23 protein-coding genes are annotated in these 22,072 nt (G+C 65.0%); 13 read left to right on the forward strand and 10 right to left on the reverse strand.

Annotated elements, in window-relative coordinates; genetic code table 11:
* Positions 1-21: 21 nt before the first annotated feature.
* Positions 22-1,248 carry a pyridoxal phosphate-dependent aminotransferase gene (locus tag BTO32_RS14425; protein WP_076725339.1) on the forward strand — a complete coding sequence of 409 codons (1,227 nt, stop codon included), beginning with the start codon at positions 22-24 and terminating at the stop codon, positions 1,246-1,248.
* A gap of 95 nt (positions 1,249-1,343) precedes the next feature.
* Entirely contained in the window at positions 1,344-1,916 is a 573-nt protein-coding gene (locus BTO32_RS14430; RefSeq protein WP_076725340.1) for a YceB family lipoprotein, read from the forward strand.
* A 34-nt stretch (positions 1,917-1,950) separates the two neighbouring features.
* Here the strand turns inward: BTO32_RS14430 and BTO32_RS14435 are convergent, their stop codons facing one another.
* A complete protein-coding gene (locus BTO32_RS14435) occupies positions 1,951-3,210 on the reverse strand; it encodes an aspartate aminotransferase family protein (RefSeq protein ID WP_076725341.1) in 1,260 nt (419 codons plus the stop codon).
* Positions 3,211-3,253: 43 nt separating this feature from the next.
* Positions 3,254-4,408 carry an isocitrate/isopropylmalate dehydrogenase family protein gene (locus tag BTO32_RS14440; RefSeq protein WP_076725342.1) on the reverse strand — a complete coding sequence of 385 codons (1,155 nt, stop codon included), beginning with the start codon at positions 4,406-4,408 and terminating at the stop codon, positions 3,254-3,256.
* A gap of 193 nt (positions 4,409-4,601) precedes the next feature.
* On the opposite strand from BTO32_RS14440, the gene BTO32_RS14445 reads away from it, so the two are divergent.
* Both BTO32_RS14445 and BTO32_RS14450 read left to right on the forward strand, forming a co-directional pair.
* Positions 4,602-5,378 carry an EAL domain-containing protein gene (locus BTO32_RS14445; RefSeq protein ID WP_084206860.1) on the forward strand — a complete coding sequence of 259 codons (777 nt, stop codon included), beginning with the start codon at positions 4,602-4,604 and terminating at the stop codon, positions 5,376-5,378.
* Positions 5,379-5,396: 18 nt separating this feature from the next.
* Positions 5,397-5,753 (forward strand): hypothetical protein, encoded by a 357-nt coding sequence (locus BTO32_RS14450; protein WP_076725343.1) that lies wholly within the window; start codon positions 5,397-5,399, stop codon positions 5,751-5,753.
* Here BTO32_RS14450 and BTO32_RS14455 read toward each other — a convergent pair.
* The gene (locus tag BTO32_RS14455) at positions 5,747-6,643 is read right to left on the reverse strand and encodes a LysR family transcriptional regulator (protein WP_076725344.1); all 897 of its coding nucleotides are present in this window, start codon (positions 6,641-6,643) and stop codon (positions 5,747-5,749) included. The two genes, BTO32_RS14450 and BTO32_RS14455, sit on opposite strands and share 7 nt — an antisense overlap.
* Before the next feature lie 126 nt (positions 6,644-6,769).
* On the opposite strand from BTO32_RS14455, the gene BTO32_RS14460 reads away from it, so the two are divergent.
* The 6 genes from BTO32_RS14460 (at position 6,770) to BTO32_RS14485 (ending at position 11,702) form a co-directional block, all read left to right on the forward strand.
* Entirely contained in the window at positions 6,770-7,981 is a 1,212-nt protein-coding gene (locus BTO32_RS14460; RefSeq protein WP_076725345.1) for an acyl-CoA dehydrogenase family protein, read from the forward strand.
* A 71-nt stretch (positions 7,982-8,052) separates the two neighbouring features.
* On the forward strand, positions 8,053-8,871 hold the full coding sequence (locus BTO32_RS14465; protein WP_076725346.1) for an SDR family oxidoreductase: 819 nt from the start codon (positions 8,053-8,055) through the stop codon (positions 8,869-8,871).
* 28 nt (positions 8,872-8,899) lie between these two features.
* A complete protein-coding gene (locus tag BTO32_RS14470; protein ID WP_076725347.1) occupies positions 8,900-9,964 on the forward strand; it encodes a phosphotransferase family protein in 1,065 nt (354 codons plus the stop codon).
* Entirely contained in the window at positions 9,964-10,653 is a 690-nt protein-coding gene (locus tag BTO32_RS14475; RefSeq protein ID WP_076725348.1) for a histidine phosphatase family protein, read from the forward strand. Before BTO32_RS14470 ends, BTO32_RS14475 begins: the two co-directional genes overlap by 1 nt.
* Positions 10,654-10,667: 14 nt before the next feature.
* Positions 10,668-11,438, forward strand: coding sequence for an SDR family oxidoreductase (locus BTO32_RS14480; protein ID WP_076725349.1), 771 nt, complete (start codon positions 10,668-10,670; stop codon positions 11,436-11,438).
* A 15-nt stretch (positions 11,439-11,453) separates the two neighbouring features.
* Positions 11,454-11,702 (forward strand): DUF2798 domain-containing protein, encoded by a 249-nt coding sequence (locus tag BTO32_RS14485; protein ID WP_076725350.1) that lies wholly within the window; start codon positions 11,454-11,456, stop codon positions 11,700-11,702.
* Positions 11,703-11,717: 15 nt separating this feature from the next.
* Here the strand turns inward: BTO32_RS14485 and dacB are convergent, their stop codons facing one another.
* Positions 11,718-13,262 carry a D-alanyl-D-alanine carboxypeptidase/D-alanyl-D-alanine endopeptidase gene (dacB, locus tag BTO32_RS14490; RefSeq protein ID WP_139339072.1) on the reverse strand — a complete coding sequence of 515 codons (1,545 nt, stop codon included), beginning with the start codon at positions 13,260-13,262 and terminating at the stop codon, positions 11,718-11,720.
* Between the two features lie 304 nt (positions 13,263-13,566).
* On the opposite strand from dacB, the gene BTO32_RS14495 reads away from it, so the two are divergent.
* Both BTO32_RS14495 and BTO32_RS14500 read left to right on the forward strand, forming a co-directional pair.
* A complete protein-coding gene (locus tag BTO32_RS14495; RefSeq protein ID WP_076725351.1) occupies positions 13,567-14,094 on the forward strand; it encodes a sterol desaturase family protein in 528 nt (175 codons plus the stop codon).
* Positions 14,079-14,849 (forward strand): glutathione S-transferase N-terminal domain-containing protein, encoded by a 771-nt coding sequence (locus BTO32_RS14500; protein WP_076725352.1) that lies wholly within the window; start codon positions 14,079-14,081, stop codon positions 14,847-14,849. Before BTO32_RS14495 ends, BTO32_RS14500 begins: the two co-directional genes overlap by 16 nt.
* A 1-nt stretch (position 14,850) precedes the next feature.
* Here BTO32_RS14500 and dkgB read toward each other — a convergent pair whose 3' ends face one another.
* Positions 14,851-15,660: a 2,5-didehydrogluconate reductase DkgB gene (dkgB, locus tag BTO32_RS14505; protein WP_076725353.1), complete on the reverse strand. Its 810-nt coding sequence runs from the start codon at positions 15,658-15,660 to the stop codon at positions 14,851-14,853.
* Positions 15,661-15,795: 135 nt separating this feature from the next.
* On the opposite strand from dkgB, the gene BTO32_RS14510 reads away from it, so the two are divergent.
* Complete coding sequence (locus BTO32_RS14510; protein WP_076725354.1) at positions 15,796-16,209, forward strand: GFA family protein; 414 nt, start codon at positions 15,796-15,798, stop codon at positions 16,207-16,209.
* On the opposite strand, the gene BTO32_RS14515 is transcribed toward BTO32_RS14510, so the two are convergent.
* The 5 genes from BTO32_RS14515 to BTO32_RS14535 all read right to left on the reverse strand — a co-directional run bounded on the left by BTO32_RS14515 (position 16,203) and on the right by BTO32_RS14535 (position 22,028).
* Positions 16,203-17,327 carry a PQQ-dependent sugar dehydrogenase gene (locus BTO32_RS14515; RefSeq protein ID WP_076725355.1) on the reverse strand — a complete coding sequence of 375 codons (1,125 nt, stop codon included), beginning with the start codon at positions 17,325-17,327 and terminating at the stop codon, positions 16,203-16,205. The two genes, BTO32_RS14510 and BTO32_RS14515, sit on opposite strands and share 7 nt — an antisense overlap.
* A gap of 189 nt (positions 17,328-17,516) precedes the next feature.
* Complete coding sequence (locus tag BTO32_RS14520) at positions 17,517-18,326, reverse strand: (2Fe-2S)-binding protein (RefSeq protein WP_076725356.1); 810 nt, start codon at positions 18,324-18,326, stop codon at positions 17,517-17,519.
* Positions 18,313-20,343, reverse strand: a complete 2,031-nt coding sequence (gene fhuB, locus BTO32_RS14525) for a Fe(3+)-hydroxamate ABC transporter permease FhuB (RefSeq protein ID WP_076725357.1) — start codon at positions 20,341-20,343, stop codon at positions 18,313-18,315. Before fhuB ends, BTO32_RS14520 begins: the two co-directional genes overlap by 14 nt.
* A complete protein-coding gene (locus BTO32_RS14530; RefSeq protein WP_076725358.1) occupies positions 20,333-21,265 on the reverse strand; it encodes an iron-siderophore ABC transporter substrate-binding protein in 933 nt (310 codons plus the stop codon). Before BTO32_RS14530 ends, fhuB begins: the two co-directional genes overlap by 11 nt.
* Complete coding sequence (locus BTO32_RS14535) at positions 21,255-22,028, reverse strand: ABC transporter ATP-binding protein (protein WP_076725359.1); 774 nt, start codon at positions 22,026-22,028, stop codon at positions 21,255-21,257. The genes BTO32_RS14530 and BTO32_RS14535 overlap by 11 nt, the downstream gene beginning before the upstream one ends.
* Positions 22,029-22,072 lie beyond the last annotated feature (44 nt).

Raw genomic sequence — 22,072 nt, forward strand, 5'->3', positions numbered from 1 at the left:
CCAGACCCGAAGGAGGGATTTATGGCCGATGTTCCCAACCGCGACAGCACGCCTGAAAAGCCCCGCAAGGTGAAGTACCGCAAGGCCAAGGCGAGCTGGAATCCGGCGATGCAGGCGGTTCCGGTCTCGGGAATTCGCCGGCTGGTGAATATGGCGGCCACCATGAAGGATGTGATCCATCTGTCCATTGGCCAGCCGGATCAGCCGACCCCCAGGCACATCGTCGACGCCTACATCGATGCCCTCAACGCCGGCCAGACCGGCTATACCATGGACGCCGGGCTGCCGGAGCTGCTGGTGGCCCTGCGCGACTACTACGGGCGCCGTTACAACCGCAAGCTCACCCGGGACAATATTCTGATCACCAGCGGCGCCACCGAAGCCATGTACCTGGCGCTGTCGGCGACCTCGGCGCCGGGCCGGCAGTTCATTGTCACCGACCCGTCGTTCCTGCTGTATGCGCCCCTGATCCGCATGAACGGCGGCGAGGTGAAGTATGTGCCCACCCGGGCCGAGAATCAGCATCAGTTGGACCCGGACGAGGTGATCCGGGCCATGGGGCCACGCACGTTCGCGCTGGTGCTGAACAACCCCAACAACCCCACCGGCGCCGTGTACCCCCGCAGCACGGTGGAAACCATTCTGGAGGAATGCGCCTACCGTGGCATCCAGGTGTACGCGGACGAGGTTTACGACCACCTTATTTTCGATGACGACGATTTTGCCAGTGTCCTGAACTGCTCGGTCGACCTGGACAACATCATGTGTATCAGCAGCTTCTCCAAGACCTACAGCATGGCCGGGCTGCGGGTGGGCTGGGTCATCTCCAGCCAGGCGGCGATCAAGTCACTGCGCCGCTATCACATGTTTACCACATCGGTGGCCAATACCCCGGCCCAGTATGCCGGCGTCGCCGCGCTCACCGGCGATCAGCAGTGCGTGCGGGACATGGTGAATGTGTATCGGGAGCGGCGGGACAAGGTGGTGGAGCTGATTGACCAGACACCGTACCTGACCGGCTACAAACCCGGGGGCGCCTTCTTCGCGTTTCCGGATCTGCCGCCGAACGTGGACGGCTCCGACCTGGCCCTGCGCATGCTCAAGGAAACGGGCGTGTGTGTGGTGCCCGGCGATGCCTTCGGGGAAGCCTGTACCAACGCCCTGCGGATCAGTTTTTCAACCACCTGCGAGCGGCTGGAAGACGCGTTTGACCGCATCATTCCCTGGATGGCCAAGCAGCCCTTCTGACGGCGAATCCTGTCCATTCCGTAACCCCGGGCAGGCTTGTTCGCCGGCGCCGGCTGGCGCAGGATAGGGGTGTCCCCAGAAGGAATCGACCGACTATGAAACGACTTCAGCCCCTTGGCCTGTGGCTGCTGCTGGCGTGCCTGTCCGCGCTGGCCGGCGGCTGTGCCAGCTTCTCCCCCTACAGCATTTCCGAACGCGAACTGGAGCGCCATCTGCAGGATGTGGTGGCGGATTTCGACCGGCAGCAGCTGCAAAGCGGCTCGCCCCTTAGCGTCAGCCTGGACGATGCCGACATCACCCTGGGCCCCGATGGTCGTGAGGTGGCGGTGATCGAGGTCCGCGGTCAGGTGGCGCTCAACGCCCTGATGACCCGGTTGCCGGTGGATATCGAGCTGAAAGTGGAGGGGGCTCCGGTGTACGACCGGGAGCAGAAAGCCATTTACATCCGCCGCCTGCGGTTGCTCAACAGCCGCGTCGATTCGCCGCTGTTCTCCGGTGACTTGGCGCCGGTCACCGACAATGTCATGCGACTGGTGGCGCAGATGCTGGAGACCATGCCCGTGTACCGGCTGGATGACAGCAGTCTGGCGCAGCGGATGCTGGGCATGGCTCCGGTGGCGGTCCGGGTGGCGCCCGGTCGCCTGGAGCTGGTGATGGACGACCAATGACGGCAGGCCCGGTGGGGCCTGCCCCGGGGCCTCATCAGGCGGTGGCTTTCAGCGCCTCTTCGAAAATGCCGGTGGCCTCGTCGATCTGTTGCTGGTTGACGATCAGCGGCGGCAGCCAGCGGATGATTTCCTGGTAGGCACCGCAGCGCAGCATCAGCAGTCCCCGTTGTTCGCATGCCTTGAGGATCCTGCCGGCCCGGTCGCCATCGGGATGGCCATCCCGGTGCATGACCACCCCCTGCATCAGTCCCTTGCCCCGAACGTCCGCCATTTCCGGGTAGTCTTTCTTCAGGGCATGCAGGTTATCCCGCAGCCGCCGGCCCATGGTCTCGGCGTTTGCCACCAGGCCTTCCTCCCGGATCACCTCGATGGTGGCGATGGCCGCGGCCGCCGCCACTGCGTTGCCACCGTAGGTGCCACCCTGGGAGCCGGGCCAGCCTTTCGCCATGGTCTCTTCGGCGGCGGCCAGGGCTGAGATCGGGAAGCCGCTGGCGAGCCCCTTGGCGATCATGATGGCGTCCGGGGTCACGCCGAAATGCTGGTGGGCCCAGAATTTGCCAGAGCGGCCGAAGCCCGCCTGGACCTCATCGAACACCAGAAGAATGCCATGGGCGTCGCAGCGCTCCCGCAGCCCCTGCATGAACCGGGTGTTCGCGGGCACATAGCCGCCTTCGCCTTGGATCGGTTCGATCAGCATGGCGGCGGTTTCCTTGGGCGCGGAGTAGGTTACGAAAATCCGGTCCAGTTCCTTCAGGCAGAAATCGGTCGCCTCGTCCTCGCTCCAGCCGTAATGGAATGCATTGGGAAAGGGGGCCACCACCACCCCGCCCATCATCGGGCTGACACCGGCGCGCAGGCCGACACTGGAGGTGGTCAGGGACAGCGAGCCCATGGTACGGCCGTGGAAGCCGCCGTGGAACACGATCAGATTGGGCCGCCCGGTGGCTTGACGCACCAGCCGGATGGCGGCTTCCGCCACCTCGGTGCCGGCATTGGAGAAAAAGAAGGCGTCCAGCGGGTCAGGGGTCAGTTCTCCCAGTTTTTCGGCCAGCTCCGGCAGGCGCGGGTTCATCACCGTGGTGGCCTGGGCATGGATCATGGTGGCCACCTGTTTCTGGGCGGCGGCCACCACTTTCGGATGACAATGGCCAGTACTGGTCACGCCGATGCCGGAGGTGAAATCCAGATAACGGTTGCCCTGGGGGTCGAGAATGTAGGCACCTTCGCCTTTGGCGGCGGTAATGCCGGTGGCCTGCTTGAGCAGGGGGGACAGTTTTCCCTTGTGGTCGGTCACGATGCACCTCCCGAGGTGAGTGAATGGCTCCTCCCCAGCCTAGTCATGGCTGCAGGCGTTTACAAATGGCCTCGCCGATGTCGTGGGTGCCCCGGGGGGTGCCGCCGTGTTGTTCCAGATCGGCCGCTACGGCATCGAACAGCTCTCGGCCGGCACTGGCGAGGGCCGGGTCCTTGCGGGCAAGCCATTCCAGCATGCGGGCGGTGGTCAGCAGCATGGCGGTGGGATCGGCGATGCCCTGTCCGGCAATGTCCGGCGCGCTGCCGTGCGTGGGTTCGAACATGGAGGGGACGGTCGGATCGGTGGGATTGAGATTGCAGGACGGCGCGACGCCCATGCCGCCGGACAACACCGCCGCCAGGTCGGTCAGGATATCGCCCTGAAGATTGCTGGCCACCACCACGTCGAAACGCCACGGACTCTGAACGAATTTCATGCAGGCGGCATCCACCAGCTCATGGTGCGTGGCGACGTCCGGATACTCCCGGGCCACCGTTTCGAACACCTCGGTGTACAGGTCGCCCCAGTGGCCCAGGGCATTGCGTTTGGTGATCAGGCAGACCTGGCTTTCACACACCCGGCCGTCGTGGGTCTGGAAGGTCCGGGTCCGCGACTGCCGAACCCGGTCCTCGGCGCGCAGGCGAGCCTGCTCGAAGCCATAGCGAATGATCCGCTCGGTGGCCCGGTAGGTGAACACTTCCACCTGGGTCGCCACTTCATCGGGCGTCCCCTTGCGCAGGCGGCCACCCTGGCCGACGTACTCGCCCTCGCTGTTCTCGCGAATCACCAGCATGTCGACGTCCCGGGCCCGGTCATCGGCCAAGTACTGGCGAGCGCCCTTGAGCAGCCGGGCCGGGCGTTCGCACACCCACTGGTCGAAGCCCTTACGCAGCGCCAGCAGCGGCGCCAGGGACTCACTGTCCGGCAACAGATAACGTTCCGGATCATCCGCCGGTCCGGGGTCACCGAGGGCGCCGAGCAGGATGGCGTCGAACTCACGGAGCTGGTCGAGGGCATCCTGGGGCCAGCAGACTCCGTGTTCCTGATGCCAGGCATGGGACGGCCAGGGAAAGCGGGTCCATTCCAGATTCAGCCGATGCTTTGCCCGCAGGACTTCGAGGCAACGGATGGCTTCGGCCATCACTTCCGGGCCGATGCCGTCGCCTGGGGTAACCGCGATGCGGGTGGGGTGCGCCATGGCGGGGACTCCTCTTTCAGTGAAACAGCCGGTCAACAACACACCCAGTGTAGTTGCGTGTCCGTGAGTTGCCAGCCGGGCCGGTGCCCCGTGCCGGGTATTTTACCGGCGCCTCCCGGGCAGCTATAGTCAGGGGCAGACGGCCGGCCTTGCCCGGGGGCCCGTATGTGTTGACGACCTGTTGGAGGAACGCGTGAGTCGACCCACCGCACTGTTCGATGAGTCCCACTGCGACAGCTGCGCCTGTGGTGACGGGCTCGATTTTTCCTTCAGCTTTGCGTTCCAGCCGATCGTCGATGTCTCCACCGCTTCGGTGTATGCCTATGAAGCCCTGGTTCGGGGGCCGGCGGGGGAGCCGGCGTCGACGGTTCTGGCCCGGGTCGACGATGGCAACCGCTATGCCTTCGATCAGGTTTGCCGGGTCAAGGCCGTCAAACTGGCCGCTCGGCTGGGAATGTCAGCGAAACTCAGCATCAACTTCATGCCGAACGCGGTGTACCGGGCCGAGTACTGCATTCGTACCACACTGGCCGCAGCCAGAACCTACCACTTTGATACCCGGCAGATTATTTTCGAAATCGTCGAGAGCGAGGAGCTGTCGTCCGTTGACCATTTGGTGGACATCGTAGAAACCTACCAGAACATGGGGTTCCTGACGGCGATCGACGATTTTGGCGCGGGATACTCCCGTTTCAACCTTCTGGTTGCCCGGCCCCCGGACCTAGTGAAGCTGGACATGGCGCTGATTCGTAACATCGACCGTGACCCGAATAAGCAAGCGGTGGTTGCGGGCATGATCACGATGATGACGGCGCTGGGGGGTGATATCATCGCCGAAGGCGTGGAAACCCGGGAAGAGTATGCTTGGCTGCGTGCCCGGGGGATCCACCTGTTCCAGGGATACCTGTTCGCCAAGCCGGGCTTTGAGTCGCTGCCGGAACCGGTCATCCCCGACCAACCCTCCATTTGACCTGCACAGGACATTGCCTTGCTGTACCGCATCATCACCGTTATCGGTGCCCTGGTTTTCGTCATTGCGCTGTTTGCGCTGATCTGGTTCTTCTGCCGAAAATTCCTGGAGCATCACGGCGTCACCGACCAGGTGTCCGACCGGGCCACGGTGCTGGCAACCTGGACGTTCGCCGGCGTCAGTGTCGGTTTGGTGTTCGCAGTGGTGGGGGCCTTCGTGCTCGGCCCTTGGGCGTTCTACCGGACCCTGCGAGGGCATGACGTGGACGTATCCGATGGCGCGGCGATCTGGTGGGGCTTCGGCATTGTCGCCGCCGCCCTGGGACTCACGGCCGCCGGTTTCCTGGGATTCCTGAAGCTGGTGGGTGCTTACTGACTGATGGCCTTGAGCTGGTCCCGGAACCAGACCAGCGCCGGTTCCCGCTCATAGGCCATGTGCCAGTAGAGATGAACGTCGATGGCCGGCAGTTCCGCCGGGGGCGCCATGATGGCGATCCGGGCGTGTTCCGACAGCAGGCGGGCGTAGGTTTCCGGCATGGTCAGCAGCAGGTCGGTTTCCTCGATGACCCGACAGGCGGCGAAATAGTGCTGGCAGCGCAGCCGGATGTCACGGTGTACTCCGAGCCGTGACAGCTCGAAGTCCTCAAGGCCCGGCCCTTCGGTACGTGACGACACCAGCACGTGGCGGGCGGCCAGATACCCTTCCATATCCAGCCCCTGCCTGGCCAGGGGGTGATCCTGTCGCGCCAGCACCACCAGCCGGTCCCGGCGCAGCCGTTCATGACCGGTCTGGCTGCTGACCGGCAACAGCACATCCACCGCGAAATCCAACTTGCCGGCCGCCAGTTGGGTTTCCATCTCGCGACGGGCAACGCGCTGGGAAACGATGTCCAGTTCCGGGTAGGGCGCCAGCCGCTTCATCAGCTGGGGCAGGAACGTGGATTCCAGAATGTCACGCAGCCCCAGCGAATAGGTCTTGCGCTGGGTGGCCGGATCGAAGGCATGAAACTGGTTCACCGCGCTCTGGATCTGGGTCAGTCCCGGGCGCATGGACTCCAGAAACCGCCGCGCCAGCGGTGTCGGAACCATGCGGTTGCCCTGGCGGGTGAACAGTGGGTCGTTGAAATGCTCGCGCAGCCGGGCCAGCGAGTGGCTGACTGCCGGCTGGGTCAGGTGCAGTGCCTTGGCGGCCCGGGTCAGGCTGCCTTCCCGGTAAATGGTGTCGAATACGTGCAGCAGGTTCAGGTCCAGGCGGTTCGTAGCCATGGCATTGCACCTCTATGGATAAGTACAGCTTATGATAAACGATAAGAATAATTCAGTCGCGTAATAACTGTGTCCCCCCTAGACTGGGACCATTCTTGTGGCGGTTCACGATCAGCGAGGTTCGGTATGGATTTCAACATGTCTGACAGGGGGCAGGACTACCTGGGACGGGTCAAACGGTTCATGAAGGAGGAAATCCTTCCGGTGGAGGAGGCGTATCACCGGGAACTGGCGTCCCTCGAGAACCGCTGGGTGGTGCTTCCGGTTATTCGCGAACTCAAGGCAAAAGCCAAGGCCCAGGGCCTTTGGAACCTGTTCTTCCCGGACGACACCTACGGCTGCGGTCTGCTCAATTCCGATTACGCCCTGATTGCCGAGGAAACCGGACGCAGCTTCATCGCCCCGGAAATCTTCAACTGCAACGCGCCGGACACCGGCAACATGGAAGTGCTGATCCACTACGGCTCCGAGCAGCAGAAAGAACAGTGGCTCAAACCGCTGCTGGCCGGCGAGATTCGATCCGCCTTTTGCATGACTGAACCGGAGGTGGCGTCCTCCGACGCCACCAACATGAAAGCCACCGCTCTCATCGACGGCGACGAGGTCGTCCTCAACGGCCGCAAGTGGTGGAGTACCGGTATCGGCCATCCGGACTGCAAGGTGGCGATCTTCATGGGCCTGACCGACCCTGACGCCCCCAAGCATCGCCGCCATTCCATGGTTCTGGTACCGCTGGACACCCCGGGCGTCAGGATTGAACGCATGTTGCCGGTGTTTGGTGCCTACGATGAACCTTACGGCCACGGCGTGGTGTCGTTCGAAGACGTCCGTCTGCCCAAGAGCGCCATCATTGCCGGCCCCGGCCGCGGGTTCGAAATCGCCCAGGGCCGCCTCGGCCCGGGGCGGGTGCACCATTGCATGCGGGCGATCGGCGCGGCGGAGCGCGCCTTGGAACTGATGATCAAACGCGGCAACAGCCGCGAGGCGTTTGGCCGTCCGATCGCCAAACTGGGCGGCAATCCCGACATCATCGCCAACGCCCGGATGAGCATCGAGCAGGCGCGCCTGCTGACCCTCAAGTGCGCCTGGCTGTTGGACACCCAAGGCATCATGGGCGCGCTGCAGGAGGTTTCCATGATCAAGGCGGTGATCCCGCAGATGCTGCAAACCATTGTCGATCAAGCCATCCAGATCCACGGCGGGGGCGGTGTCAGCGACGACGATTTCCCGCTGACAGCCTTGTTTGCCTATGCTCGGGTATTGCGGCTGGCGGATGGCCCGGATGAAGTGCACCGGGCGATGGTGGCGCGGCTGGAGCTTCGTAAGTACCAAAATTGAGTGGAAGTGGATGGCGCTTCCGGCGTCCGCTCTTGCACAAAAATGACGTGACACGAAACGGTGACCACACGATGACACAACGAATCTTTATCACGGGCGGCGCCTCAGGGCTCGGACGTGCCCTGGCGCTGCGCTACGCCAAAGACGGCGCGAAGGTCTGCATCGGCGACATTAACCCGGAGCAGGGCGCAGCGGTCGCGCAGGAAATCGGCAACGCCGGTGGTGAAGGCTATTTTGTCGAATGCGACGTTCGCCGCCTGACCGACTTTGAACGGGTGAGGGACGACCTCGTTCAGAAATGGGGCGGCGTGGATGTCGTGGTCAACAACGCCGGCGTTGCCTCCGCCGGTGCCATTGAAGACACCACCATGGCCGACTGGGAGTGGATTCTGGACATCAACGTTCTGGGGGTCGTCCGGGGCTGCAAAGCCTTTACCCCCTTGTTTAAGGCCCAGGGGGCAGGCAGTTTCGTGAACATCGCCTCCATGGCCGGCCTGATGTTGGCCCCGCTGATGGCCAGCTATAACGTGTCCAAGGCCGGTGTGATCGCTCTGTCCGAGACCCTGAGCCAGGAGCTTCGGGATAACGGCATCCACGTCTGCTGCGTCTGCCCGGCGTTTTTCCAGACCAACCTGACCCGCTCCATGCGCTCGGACATCCCCGGTGTCCAGCAGAACGTCAACAAACTGATGAAGCGCTCCAGCATCACCGCCGACGACGTCGCCGAGGACATTTATCGGGCCGTGCGGGATCGGGCTTTCTGGGTGCTGCCCCACGCCCGGGAGCGGCGCCTGTGGCGACTCAAGCGCCACGCGCCCCGGGCATTTGACTGGTTGATGCACCAGGAAAGCAAACGCTGGATGAGCAAAATGGGCAAGGCGCGGGCCTGAGCACCGGACTGACCACAGGAGACAGACCATGACGCACATCGATCAGGCCACCGACATCCGCGATGGCGAGGCGCTGGACTTGGCGGCGGTTGACCGGTTCATGAAACAGGCCGTTCCTGGCCTGAAGGGTCAGCCCACCCTGCGCCAGTACCCCGGGGGTGCTTCTAACCTCACCTACCAGGTGGACTACGGTGAGCGCTCGTTCGTGCTGCGCCGGCCGCCGTTCGGACAGATTGCCCGGTCCGCCCATGACATGCTGCGGGAGGCTCGGGTGATGCAGGCCCTCAAGCCGGTTTATCCCTACGTGCCCACCATCGTCGCCACCTGCGATGATCCGGCGGTGCTGGGCTGCGACTTCTATGTCATGGAACGGCTCGAGGGCATCATCCTGCGTCAGGACTTTCCCGAGGGCTTCAACCTGGACGAGGCGGGCACCCGCACGCTGTGCCTGAACGTGATCGACAAGCTGGTGGACCTGCACACCGTGGATGCCCGAGCCGCCGGCCTGGACACCCTGGGCAAGGGGCCCGGCTACGTGCAGCGCCAGATCCGTGGCTGGAGCGACCGCTTCCGTCGTGCCCGTACCGAGGATGTGGGAGATTTCGACGCGGTGATGGGCTGGCTGGCGGACAAAATGCCCGAGGACAGGGCCCAAGTGATCATCCACAACGACTACCGTTTCGACAACGTGGTGCTGAATCCGGACAACCCGCTTGAGGTGATCGGCGTGCTGGACTGGGAAATGGCCACCATCGGCGACCCGCTGATGGACTTGGGCAACAGCCTGGCGTACTGGGTCCAGGCCGATGACGAGCCGCCGTTCCAGATGCTCCGGCGCCAGCCCACCCATCGCCCGGGCATGCTCACCCGACAGCAGGTGGTGGACTACTACATGGAGCGCTCCGGTTTTCACGCCGACAATTTCGATTTCTACGAAATCTACGGCCTGTTCCGGTTGGCGGTGATCATTCAACAGATTTACTACCGCTACTACCATGGCCAGACCCGGGACAAACGGTTCGCCATCTTTGGTCAGGCCGCGAACTATCTGGAGCAGCGCTGTCAGCGGCGGATCCGGGAGAGCCGGCTGTAATGGCCACGTTGTATCTGATCCGTCACGGCCAGGCCAGCTTCGGCCAGCACAACTATGATCAGCTGTCGCCCCTTGGTTGGAAGCAGGGCCGGATTCTGGGGCGCTGGCTGGCAGACCGGGTGCGGCCGGGGCTGGTGGTGGGGGGCGGCCTACGGCGTCACCGGGAAACGGTGGAAGCCATCGCCACCGGTTACGGTCAGGCCCTGCCGGATATGCAGGTGCTGGCCGGGCTGGACGAGTTCGATCATCTGGAAGTCGTGGAACGGCTGCGCCCGGCGTGGGCGGACCGGGCCGTCATGGCCCGCGACCTGGCCAGTTTCCCGAAGCCGGCCCGGGCGTTCCAGCAGACCTTCGAGCAGGCCATGGCGCGCTGGCTGGGCGGTGACCACGACCACGAGTACCGGGAAACCTGGCCAGCCTTCCGGGCCCGGGTGTTGGCGGCGCTGGATACCCTGATCGAGCGGGCGGATGGCGCCGATGTGCTGGTGTCCACCTCCGGTGGACCCATCGCGGTGATCGCCCAGCACCTGCTGGCCCTGTCCGATGCCAAGACCCTGGAGGTGAACAACGTCATCGCCAACACCAGCGTCTCGCGGGTGCTTTACTCCGGCCCCCGGCGTACCCTGGCGGTGTTCAACAACTACAGTCACCTGGAAGCGGAAGACCCCGCCCTGGTGACCTACCGATAAGCAGCGAGGGATCTATGAGCAACAAAAACCTGTTCGACCTGTCCGGTAAGGTGGCCCTGATCACCGGGGCCAGCCGGGGCATCGGCGAGAGCATCGCCCGCCTGCTGGCCCAGTACGGGGCTCATGTCATCGTCAGCAGCCGCAAGATCGACGGCTGCGAGCGGGTTGCCGCCAGCATCCGCGACGCCGGCGGCCGTGCCGAGGCCGTGGCCTGCCACATTGGCGAGATGGACCAGATCGACGCGCTCTGGGCTCACATCGACCGGGTGCACGGCCGGATCGACATCCTGGTCAACAACGCCGCCGCCAACCCCTACTTCGGGCCGGTGGAGGACACGGACCCCGGCGCTTTCCAGAAGACCGTCGATGTGAATATCCGGGGGTACTTCTTCATGTCCGCCCAGGCGGCGCGGCGTATGAAGCCGACCGGAGGCGGTGCCATCGTCAACGTGGCCTCGGTCAACGGCGTGAACCCGGGTCATTTCCAGGGCATCTATTCGGTGACCAAGGCTGCGGTCATTGCCATGACCAAGTCCTTTGCCATGGAGCTGGGGCCCCGGAACATCCGGGTCAACGCACTGCTGCCGGGATTGACTGACACCAAGTTTGCCAGTGCACTGACCACCAACGAGTCCATCAAAAAGCAGGCGCTCGCGCACATTCCGATGAAACGGGTGGCGGACCCGGATGAAATGGCCGGTACCGTGCTGTACCTGGTGTCCGATGCCTCCAGCTACACCACCGGTGCCTGCATCAACGCCGACGGCGGCTACCTCACGGTGTGATGACCGGGAGACGGTATGTCCAAGCAGCGTCGGGCGCGTGTGCGCCAGTTCATTTTTGCGTTTTACATGTCGGGCATCATGTCGATGATGATGTCGGGGGTGATCACGGTGATCAACACCGGCCTGGCCGCCGGTTTTTTCGCGCGTTGGGGGTCCGCTTTTCTGGTGGCTTGGGGCGTGGCCTTTCCGCTGGTGATCTTCGTGGCGCCCCTGGCGGGCCGGCTTACGGAAAAGACCCTGGCCCGTCTGCTGGGTGACGGCTAGACGGCCCCGGCGCCGTCACTGGATAGCGCGGTCCGGGCCGGACTCCGGGCTCGCCTTGGATATGGCGGTGCCGGTGGGCGGCCGGAAGTGCAGGGAGTACAGGACCCGGTCAAGTACCGCCTGGCCATTCCAGGCCGGGTCATTGTTGACCATGCCCACCACGGCCCAGGTGGTGTCGTTCTCGTCCCGGGTGAAACCGGCGATGGAACGGACGTTCTCCAGGTAGCCGGTCTTGATACGCCCCAGGCCGTCCAGGCCGGTATTCCTCAACCGGCGAGCCATGGTGCCGTCCATGGCGATGATCGGCATGGAGGCCATCAGGTCCGCCGCGTAGGGACTGTTCCAGGCGTGCTGCAGGATCTGGATGCCCTGGCGCGCGGTCAGACGGCCGTGGCGGCTCAGACCGGCACCGTTGTCGATGACCATGCCGGCGGTGTTGATCCCCTTCCGTTCCAGCCACTGGTAGATGACCCGGATGCCGGTGACCCGGTCATCGTGTTCCCCCTCCTCGCGATGTTCCGCGCCCAGGGTCAGCAGCAGCTGCCGGGCCATCACATTGCTGCTCCACTTGTTGATGTCACGCACCATGGTCACCAGGTCCGGCGAGGTGGTCCGGGTCAGCAGCCGAGCATCCTCGGGGGTCGGACCGGTCATGCCGGCTCCGGTCAGGGTGATGCCGATCTCCGACAGCACCGAGCGGATCAGCGAGGTGCTGTACTGTTCATGGGGCAGCAAGGACAGGTAGGTGGTGGTACGACAGCCTTGGGGCAGCTCTCCGGTCACCCGCACCGTGACATTCTGATCGCCATGGAACAGCGGGGTCCATTCAAACCGGCTGCGGCCAGGGCAGGGACCTTCGGGCAGGGCGGTGACCCGGTTGTCGATCCGGATCTCCGGCAGCGCCGGGGTGACCCAGGCCTGGGTGCCCCGCTCATCGGCCCGCACCTGGAAGTGCAACAGGTTCAGATTGGTCAGGTAGGCGGAGGGCTCCACCAGAAAGGGGGCGTAGGGATTGTCGCCGTTGTCCTCGAACGGCGGAAAGCCCTCCAGCTGAAAATAGCGGCCATCCAGAACCAGGTGACCGTCGACCCGGGTAATGCCCATGCCGCGCAGTTCCCGCAGGGTGGACCAGAGTCGTTCCAGGGTCAGCTTGGGATCGCCGCCAAAGCGTACGTAAAGGTTGCCCTTGAGGGTGTCGCCGAGAATCTGGCCGTCGGTCAGGACGTCGGTGTCCCAGCGGTGGGTCGGGCCGAGAATCTCCAGGGCGGCGTAGGTGGTGACCAGTTTCATGATGGAGCCGGGGCTCATGGGCTGGTCGGCGTTGACGTACTGTTCGATCCCTGGTCCGTTCAGGGGAACGGCCGCCACGCTCAGGGCATGGTCGTCCTTGAGGGACCGGGCGGCGTAGTCGCGCATCTCATGGCTCCAAGGACGGCCCGGGTTGTCGGCCGCCAGCGCGCCGGGGGCGAGCAGGCACGCCAGCATCGTCGTGCCAAGGGCACGGGCCAGCTGGCCGAAGGTCCGGTGTCGATTGCGGTCGTGTGTCGCCCCGAAAGTCATGATGCCCGCCCCTGTGAGTCCATGGGATAAAACATAGCCTATCTGCGCCGGATGTACTATGCAGAATAGCTCTACATGACGTTAAAAAAAGCCAGTAGTTTCCTGGTTTCTCTTGACTTTTTGTGACGCGATGTAAGTGCCCTTTGGAATCAGCTGGTTATCGGGGCAGGGCCGGGCCGGGGCTGTCAATGACTCCAGACACTTTTTTTGCGGGACCGTGCCGGCATTTCGGTCATGGCATCGGCGGGCAAATCGGCGTCTCCTAGAAAGGTGAGCTGACGGACAACAACAACAGGAGGTCGCCATGATCGGTATTCCGCTGGGGCTCATCACCGCCAACGCCGTGGAATGGGTGTTTCACAAGCAGATCCTGCACGGGCTGGGGCGCAACCGCGACAGCTTTTGGGCGTTCCACTGGCATGACCATCACCGGAATGTTCGCAGGAACGGCTTTCTCGACGAGGACTACCGCAACGCGTTGCTGGCGTGGAACGCCCAGTCCAAGGAAGTGCTGGCGCTGGTGGCCGGCGCGGCGGTGGTGACCCCGTTGCTGCCGGTGGCGCCGTTTTTCGTCGGTACCCTCTATTACAGTGCCTGGAACTACTATCGCGTACACAAGCGTGCGCATCTGGATCCGGAGTGGGCCCGGACGCACCTGCCATGGCACTATGACCACCACATGGGCGCGAATCCCAACGCCAACTGGTGCGTGACCCGCCCCTGGTTCGACCACATCATGGGCACGCGGGAGGCCATGGCCGACCGCACGTTGTCCGGATCGTCCCGCCAGGCTCCTTCGTCAACAAAGGATATGCCATGTTCAAAGCCCTGAAGCACAACGTCCACGTGCTGGAATCGGTTGCCACCTCCTCGCTCGCTGCCTGGCGGGGCTGTCTCGTGGTTGCGGTGGCGACGCCCCCGGCCAAGCCGCTGGTGCTCTACGAATTCGAGGCCTGCCCCTATTGCCGACGGGTGCGGGAGGCACTTACGGCCTTGCACCTGGATGTGGAGATCCGGCCCTGCCCCAAGGGCGGGCGGGTCTTTCGTCCGGAGGCCGAAGCCCTGGGAGGCAAAGCCCAGTTCCCGCTGCTGGTGGACCCGAATACCAATCAGACCCTGTACGAGTCGGCGGCCATTGTCGAACATCTGTTCCGGCATTATGCCGGCCAGCCGGTGCCTGCCTCCTACCGCGCCCGGGCCTGGCAGATACCCATGGGCGTGCTGGCGACCGGTGCCAGTGGCATGCGGGGCATGACAGCGCGGCCGTCCCGGCGCCCGGAGCAGCCGTTGCATCTCTGGAGTTTCGAAGGCAGCCCCTTCTCGCGCCTGGTGCGGGAAACCCTGTGCGAGCTGGAGCTTCCCTATACCCTGCATAACCTCGGCAAGGAACACTGGAGCGAGATCGGGCCTGCCCGGCAACGGCTCAAACCCGGGCCGTACCGACCCCGGCCGGGCGGCAAACGGGAGGCGTTCTTCCTCAAGCATGGGCGGGTCCAGGTCCCCTATCTGGAGGACCCGAACACCGGTACTGCCCTGTTCGAGTCCGCCGCGATCGTAGCGTACCTGGAATCCCGCTACGCCGGCTGAGTCAGTCCCAATCCGGGGCGAACCCCGGGTTGGCCAGCCGTTCGCCCCGGTCGAGGGCGTCGATGGCCCGGATGTCCTCTTCCGACAGGGTGAGGTTCAACGCTTCCAGATTGGCCTTCTGGTGCGAGGGACGGGTTGAGGAGGGAATCGGCACCACCCCTCGGGCCACTGACCAGGCAATGGCGATCTGGGCCGGCGTAGCGTTGTGCTCGAGGGCAATACGCTGGAGAGTCGGGTCGTCCATCACTTTGCCGACCGCCAGGGGCATGTAGCCGGTGACCGTCATGCCCAGCCGTTGGGCGTGGGCCACCACCTGGCGGTTGGCCAGGAACGGGTGGACTTCCACCTGGTTCGTGAGGATCGGCGCGTCACCGAGGATCGCCTTTGCCCGCTCCATCTGGGCGCAGGTGAAGTTGGATAGGCCGATGTGTTCGGTGAGCCCTTCCCGCTGGGCGTCCCGGAGGGCCCCCAGGTATTCTTCCATGGGCACCTCGTCGCCGGGCGACGGCCAGTGGATCAGAGCCAGGTTCACGTGGTCGGTTTTGAGCCGCGCCAGACTGTCGTGCAGGCTGTGGATCAGATCATCCGCCCGCAGCCGATCGTGCCAGATCTTGGTGGTCAGGAAGATTTCCCGGCGGGGGATACCGCTGGAGGTGATGCCATCGCCCACTTCCGCCTCATTGTTGTACATCTGGGCGGTATCGATGTGGCGATAGCCCAGCGACAGGGCGCTTTTGACGGCGTCTCGGGCATCGTCTCCCCTGAGGCGAAACGTTCCCATCCCGATGCGTGGCAATGTGGTAAACGACATAAGCTCCTCCTGTGAATCAGGGTGTAGGGGGACGGTAGTCCCCGGGCACTGGTTCTTCAAGAGGGGCGTCGGTATTATCGCCCCGTGCCCGTCCCCACGTGTTGAATGTGCCCATCAGTGAATGTGAGACAGTTCATGTATACCGGTCAGTGCCTTTGCGGCGACATCACCTTCCAGTACGACGGCCCGCTCGGCCCCATTGCCCTGTGTCATTGCAGCCAGTGTCGGCTCGGGCACGGCAGCGCTTTCTCGGCCAGTGCGCCGGTGCAGCGTGTCCGGTTCCGGTTCCTTACCGGCGAGGACAAGGTCAGCGAGTACCAGACCAGCCCCGGCAGGCACCGGGCCTTTTGCAGTCATTGCGGCAGCCCCCTCTACAACCGCTCCGATGCCATTCCGGGCATCCTGAGGCTGCGGGTAAGCCTGATTCGCGAGCCGCTGGATAAGGGGCCCGCGCAGCACATCCATGTGGCTTCCAAGGCGGATTGGTACGAGATTACCGACGATCTGCCCCGGTTCGACAAAACCGAGCGGACCCACGACCCTCACTGAACCGGCTGTAGTCGGTAGACCTTGCCCCGGGGCGCGTCGGTGAGCAGCCAGAGCGCGCCGTCCGGCCCCATGCGGACATCCCGGATGCGCGCTCCCAACCCGGTCAGCAGATCCTCCTGCTCAAGCACCCGGCCGTCGCGGATGTCCAGGCGCACCAGTTTGCGCATTTTCAGAGCACCGACGAACAACTGGCCCCGCCACAACGGGAAGGCGTCGCTGCTGTAAAAGGCCATGCCGGACGGCGCGATGGATGGGTCCCAGTAATGCAAGGGTTGGGCCATGCCTTCCTTTTCCGTGACCAGGGAAATGGGCAGGCCGGAGTAGTCGATGCCGTAAGTGATCTCCGGCCAGCCGTAATTGGTGCCGGCGCGGAGGATGTTGATTTCGTCGCCGCCCCGGGGGCCGTGTTCGTGGCTCCAGATCTCACCGGTGTCGGGGTGCCGGGTCATGCCTTGGATGTTGCGGTTGCCGTAGGTAAAGAACGTCTCGCGGGCTCCGGTGTCGGCCAGGAACGGGTTACCGGGCGCCGGGTCGCCGTTGACGGTGATGCGATGCACGCCGCCGGCATCGTCGCTCAGGTCCTGGGCGCGCGCCATGTCACCCCGGTCGCCCACGGCCACGTACAGATAACCCTCCCGGTCGAACGCCATGCGCCCCGCGAAGTGGCGGTGGGTGTCGGAACGGGGCAGAGCCTCGAAAATGACCGCCACGTCGCGCAGCCGTTCGCCATCGAAGTGGGCCCGGGCGACCCGGGTGGTCAATCCGTGCGCGTTACCGTGAGCGTAGCTCAGGAACAGCTGCCGGTTACGTTCAAAATCCGGGTGCAGCACCACGTCCAGCAGTCCGCCCTGGCCCGATACCGTCAGCTCGGGTACGCCCGGAATGGGAGCTGGCAGCAACCGTCCATCCCGGATCAGGCGCAACCGGCCCGCCCGTTCCGTCACCAGTTGCTCACCGTTTGGCAGAAAGGCCAGGCTCCAGGGGTGTTCAAGGTCCTCGGCCACCGTCACCAGCTGGAATCGGGCCAGACGGGATGTATGGACCGGACTGGCGGCCAGCGGTATGGCCAAGGCAAGCAGCCAGAAAGTCAGTCCTATCCGGAAATGGTGATGGTTCATCGGGGAATCCTCCGTTCTCTAGGGTAGCAGGTGACCGGAAGGTTCGCCGTTGAAATTCCTGTTTTAAATGATAATGATTTGCATTAGTATAAATGGAGACGCCATTAACGACATCGGGGAGGCACAGAATCATGACACCGGAACAGGAAATGATCGAGGGGTTGAAGCTGGCGGCGGGCGCAGGGGCGTTTATTGGCCTGGTTGCCATTGCCCTGGTGCTCGGCTCCGCGTTTGGCGGCTGAGTGCAGCCAGCCGATCCTTACGGTAAATGCCGCAGGTGCCGCAGTAACCGCCCTCGGGCAGCAGGTATTTCAGGCAACAGCCCCGGCGCTGGGGGATGGCGCAGGACTGTCCGTTGAAGGTGAGCGGTATCCAGTCGAGGTGGCGGCCGACCTCGTTCCCGAAACCGGCCAGCCAGGCATTGGCCTGCTCGCATAGCGGGGCCGGCTCAGCCAGATTCCATACCGCCGAAAAGGGGGCGCCCAGCCCCAGGCCCATGCTGCTCCAGTAGGCACCCGGGCTGATGCCCAACCGGTGCCGAAAGACGGCGTACCACTCCTCCAACCGTTTCCCCGTTTCCTGAACGAAGGTGGCCACTGTCACCGTGGGCTGATCCGGAGCCAGAAACCAGCGGGCTTGCATCGGTGGGGTGCCGGCTTCCGGCCGTGGGGGCGCCAGGAAGATCCGGTCCGGCTCCGGCAGCGGCGCCTGGCCGTCCCGAAACAGCCTCAGTGTCAGTGGTGCGATGACCTGCAGGGCCAAGTCCTGCTGCAGTACCGAGAGATAGGCCCGCTGCAGTCTGGGGGTGGTGGCATCGGGCTGCTCTTCCCGAAGCTGCTGGTGCAACTGCTCCGGTTGCGCCAGGTACTGTGCCAGCGATCGCAGGGCGGGGCGAGGCGCCTCGAAGGGCGCCAGGGCTCCGGACAGCACCTGCCGGGCATCCAGTCCGGTGGACCGGAGCAGCTGGTGGTAGCGCTCGGGCCCGTCAGTCCCGGCCATGACGGCTCAGCCCCCAGAGGAAATACACGCCTCCGACCAAGGCCGCCAGGAGTCCGGCGGGCAGCTGGCTCGGATAGATCACGATGCGGGCCAGGTAGTCCGCCACCGCCAGCAGTGCCGCCCCGACCATCGCCGCGACCAGCAGCTGCCGCCCCACGGTCTGCTGACCGAGCACCCGGGCCAGGTGCGGAGCCACCAGGCCGATGAAGCTCAGGGGGCCGATCACCACGGTGGCCGCCGCTGTCAGCAGGGCGGCCAGCAGCAGCAGGGCAAGCCGCGCCGGCGCCACCGCCAGACCGAGCGCGGAGGCGGCGGTTTCGCCCAGCGGCAAAATCGTCAGTGGCCGAAGAATGGCCAGCAGCGCCAGGCCGACCGCCAGCAGCACCAGCAACAGGGCCACCGCCTCGGTTTCGGACACCAGCCAGGTGGCGCCGTACATCCAGGTCAGTAGCTTGGTTGCCTGGGTGCCGCCGGAGGCCACGACCAGGCGCAGGCCGGCATCCATGAATACATACAGTGCCAGACCGCCCAGCAGCAGCTGATTGCCCGCGAACCGGTGCCGGCGGGCCAGCAGGATCAGCAGGCCCAGCGCTACCGCGGCCCCGAGGGTGGCCGCAGCCAGCTGGCCGCCACGGCCGACGTCCAGCCCGGCCAGGGTCACCACCACCATGGCCAGGGCGGCGCCGCCGCTGACCCCCAGCATTTCCGGGCTGCCCATGGGGTTGCGGGTCATTCTCTGGACCAGGGTGCCGGCAAGGCCGAGGGCGACCCCCGCCAGGCAGGCCGCCAGCAGTCTCGGCCCCCGCCAGACCCAGGCCTCGCCCCACTGCGCCACCGGTGTCCAGTGCCAGCCCGACAGGCCCGGTGACCAGCCCATGGCCAGGGCCAGCAGCGCGATCAGCAACGCGCCCAGTCCAACCGCGGTCCCGGTCAGTGACCGGCGCGCGGGCAGGAAGCCGGACGGACCGGAGTCCTGGCCCGGCATGTGGTGAGTGTTGCGGATGCGCTGCAGCGCCAGCAGGATCACCGGACCGCCGATCAGGGCGGTGGTGGTTCCGGTGGGCACCAGGGAGCCGTCACCCAGGTCGGATACCCAGGCGGCCAGGGCATCGGCAAGCAGCAGCAGACCGCTGCCGATCAGTGTGCTCCAGATCAGCCGCTGGCGCAGGGTCCGGGCGCCCAGGAGGCGAGCGAGCACCGGCGCCGCGAGGCCGGTGAAGCCGATCACACCGACGCGGCTGACCACGTTGGCACACAGCAGGACCACCAGCAGCAAAGCCGCGCCCCGCAGCCAAGTGACCCGGGCGCCGAGGGCACTGGCGGAGGCATCGCCCAGTTGCAACAGCTGCAGTGGCCGGATCAACGCCACCATCAGCAGGCTCAGTACCAGCACCCGAGGCCAGAGTTCCGAGAACGGCTGCCAGTTGCTTTGTACCAGCGAGCCGGCGCCCCAGATGTAGAGGTTGCCCAGCCACTCCCCCTTGAGCAGCAGAAAGGCCATGTTGACCGCGCCCAGGAAGAAGCTGATCACCAGGCCCGCCAGGATGACCGTGACCGGGGAAAAGCCCAGGCGCCAGGTCAGCAATGCCACCAGGCCGATGGCCAGAAGACCGCCGGCGATGGCGGGCAGGTCCGGGCTCAGTGCCAGCAGCCCCGGCAGGAACAGGGACGCGAGGGTAATGCCAAACTGGCTACCAGCCGCGACCCCGAGGGTGGTGGGGGAGGCCAGGGGGTTGCCCAGAATCTGCTGGGTGACCGCACCGGCCACGCCAAAGGCCGCGCCGATCAGTACCGCCATGGCAACCCGGGGGGCCCAGCTGAAGTGGGCGAGCACCGAGGCGTAGATCTCCGGGTCGTAGGTCCAGAACGCGGAAAGCAAATGTGTCAGCGGCAGTTCCCCGGCCCAGGGCAGGGTCGTGGCCAGCAGCGCTGTCAGCCAGAGCACCACGGTGGCGGTGGCAAGGCGCGCCGGCAGAGCCGGGCGAGCCCGGGATGGCGCGGTGGATTCAGCGTACACGGTCGGATCCCCCCGCCAGCAGGTTGTCGGTGATTAGCGTGGCCAACCGTTTGATCGGGTAGACGCCGCCAAATGGCCAGACCGTGTCGATCTGGTAGACCTGCTGCCGACGCACCGCCGGAAGATGGGTCCAGAACGGGCTGTCGGCCAGGCGCTCCGCCAGCCCCGGCGGTGTCGGGGAGAGTACGATCAGGCGAGCGTCCGGATATTCGGCAATGGCCTCCAGCCCCACCAGCGAAAAGCCCCAGAAACTGCCCGGGGTCGGCCAGGCATTGCTCAGGCCCAGGCCGTCCAGGGCCTTCTGAAACAGGCCGTTCGGGGTGTAGAGGCGGACATGCCGGTCATCCATGAAGCTGACCAGAAGCACCGGGCGATCGGTCAGGCCCGCACGCTCCAGGCGGGCTCGCTGGCTGGCCAGGGTCTGCTCGATATCGTCCAGCACCGCTTGGGCCCGGTCCTCGCGATCCAGGATCTGCCCCAGGGTCAGCAACTGCGTGCGCGCGGTTTCGTAAGGCTGCGAACCGTCCCGGTAGACGCTGATGACATAGGTGGGGGCGATCCGTTCCAGCAGTTCGGCGGCAGGGGCCAGCTCGGTGCTGGTCACGATCAGGTCCGGTTTCAGCTCGGCGATGGCCTCCAGGCTGGGTGCCATCCGCAGACCCACGTTGAAGACGCCCGACTCGGGCAGCGGGGGCTCCTTCACCCAGTAGCCGTAGCCGTCCATGTTGGCGACCCCGACCGGGGTGACGCCCAGCAGCAGGACGGCCTCGGTGGCCGCCCAGTTCAGGGTGACAATGCGCCGTGGCGTGCCGTCGAGGGTGAGGGTTCCCAGTTCGTGGCGCCAGGTTCCGGCCAGGGCCGGCACCGCCATCAGCAGGGCCAGGGCCGCGACCAGGCCGCGTCGGGCTCGGTCAATGGACATAGGACACCCACTGCCCGGGGGCCCGCTCCATCACCCCCATGGGCACGCCGTAGATGGCTTCCAGTGTGCTGGTGTCCATGATCTCCCTGGGGCTGCCGTCGGCGATCAGCTGACCGCCTTTCAAGGCCACCAACCGGTCGCAGAAGCGGGCCGCCAAGTCGACGTCATGGAGGACCACGATCACCGTCAGTTCACGCTGCTCCGCCAGGCGGTGTACCAGGCGCAAGGTTTCCACCTGGTGCTTGACGTCCAGCGCTGAAATGGGCTCATCCAGCAGCAGGCAGCGGGTTTGCTGGGCCAGCAGCATGGCGATCCAGGCCCGCTGGCGTTCGCCCCCGGACAGGGTGTCCACGGCCCGGTGCTGAAATCCCCCCAGGCCAGTGTCGGCGATGGCCTGATCAATCAGTGTCTGGTCCTCGGTGGTGTAGCGCCCCAGCGGCCCGCGCCAGGGATAGCGTCCCAGGGCCACCAGCTCGCGAACCGTCAGGCCGTCGGTGCCCGGGGGGTGTTGGGGGAGGTAGCCCACGGTGCGGGCGAACTCCCGGGCCCCAGTGTGCCGGAAGGACGTGCCCTGGAGGCTGACGTTGCCGGTGCTGGGCTTGTGCTGCCGCGCCAGAATCTTGAGCAGGGTGGACTTGCCGGAACCGTTGTGGCCGAGCAGGGCGGTGACTTCGCCCTCCCGGAAACTGAGATTGATATCGCGCAAAATGGTGGTGTCGCCGATCCGGACACTCAGGTTGCTGACTTCGAAAAATGCCGACATTCGGACTCCCCCTGGGCTGAGAGCCCGCAGGGTAATCTAAATGC

The organism is Marinobacter lutaoensis (assembly GCF_001981305.1).
Lineage (GTDB): Bacteria > Pseudomonadota > Gammaproteobacteria > Pseudomonadales > Oleiphilaceae > Marinobacter > Marinobacter lutaoensis.

Bases quoted from the DNA above. Each gene is read 5' to 3' on its own strand.
- BTO32_RS14475 (WP_076725348.1), top strand. From the start codon at position 9,964: ATGGCCACGTTGTATCTGATCCGTCACGGCCAGGCCAGCTTCGGCCAG.
- BTO32_RS14515 (WP_076725355.1), bottom strand. From the start codon at position 17,327: ATGAACCATCACCATTTCCGGATAGGACTGACTTTCTGGCTGCTTGCC.
- BTO32_RS14535 (WP_076725359.1), bottom strand. From the start codon at position 22,028: ATGTCGGCATTTTTCGAAGTCAGCAACCTGAGTGTCCGGATCGGCGAC.
- dkgB (WP_076725353.1), bottom strand. From the start codon at position 15,660: ATGTCGTTTACCACATTGCCACGCATCGGGATGGGAACGTTTCGCCTC.
- BTO32_RS14510 (WP_076725354.1), top strand. From the start codon at position 15,796: ATGTATACCGGTCAGTGCCTTTGCGGCGACATCACCTTCCAGTACGAC.
- dacB (WP_139339072.1), bottom strand. From the start codon at position 13,262: ATGACTTTCGGGGCGACACACGACCGCAATCGACACCGGACCTTCGGC.
- BTO32_RS14485 (WP_076725350.1), top strand. From the start codon at position 11,454: ATGTCCAAGCAGCGTCGGGCGCGTGTGCGCCAGTTCATTTTTGCGTTT.
- BTO32_RS14425 (WP_076725339.1), top strand. From the start codon at position 22: ATGGCCGATGTTCCCAACCGCGACAGCACGCCTGAAAAGCCCCGCAAG.
- BTO32_RS14495 (WP_076725351.1), top strand. From the start codon at position 13,567: ATGATCGGTATTCCGCTGGGGCTCATCACCGCCAACGCCGTGGAATGG.
- BTO32_RS14530 (WP_076725358.1), bottom strand. From the start codon at position 21,265: ATGTCCATTGACCGAGCCCGACGCGGCCTGGTCGCGGCCCTGGCCCTG.
- BTO32_RS14470 (WP_076725347.1), top strand. From the start codon at position 8,900: ATGACGCACATCGATCAGGCCACCGACATCCGCGATGGCGAGGCGCTG.
- BTO32_RS14430 (WP_076725340.1), top strand. From the start codon at position 1,344: ATGAAACGACTTCAGCCCCTTGGCCTGTGGCTGCTGCTGGCGTGCCTG.
- BTO32_RS14500 (WP_076725352.1), top strand. From the start codon at position 14,079: ATGTTCAAAGCCCTGAAGCACAACGTCCACGTGCTGGAATCGGTTGCC.
- BTO32_RS14465 (WP_076725346.1), top strand. From the start codon at position 8,053: ATGACACAACGAATCTTTATCACGGGCGGCGCCTCAGGGCTCGGACGT.
- BTO32_RS14460 (WP_076725345.1), top strand. From the start codon at position 6,770: ATGGATTTCAACATGTCTGACAGGGGGCAGGACTACCTGGGACGGGTC.
- BTO32_RS14440 (WP_076725342.1), bottom strand. From the start codon at position 4,408: ATGGCGCACCCCACCCGCATCGCGGTTACCCCAGGCGACGGCATCGGC.
- BTO32_RS14455 (WP_076725344.1), bottom strand. From the start codon at position 6,643: ATGGCTACGAACCGCCTGGACCTGAACCTGCTGCACGTATTCGACACC.
- BTO32_RS14520 (WP_076725356.1), bottom strand. From the start codon at position 18,326: ATGGCCGGGACTGACGGGCCCGAGCGCTACCACCAGCTGCTCCGGTCC.
- BTO32_RS14480 (WP_076725349.1), top strand. From the start codon at position 10,668: ATGAGCAACAAAAACCTGTTCGACCTGTCCGGTAAGGTGGCCCTGATC.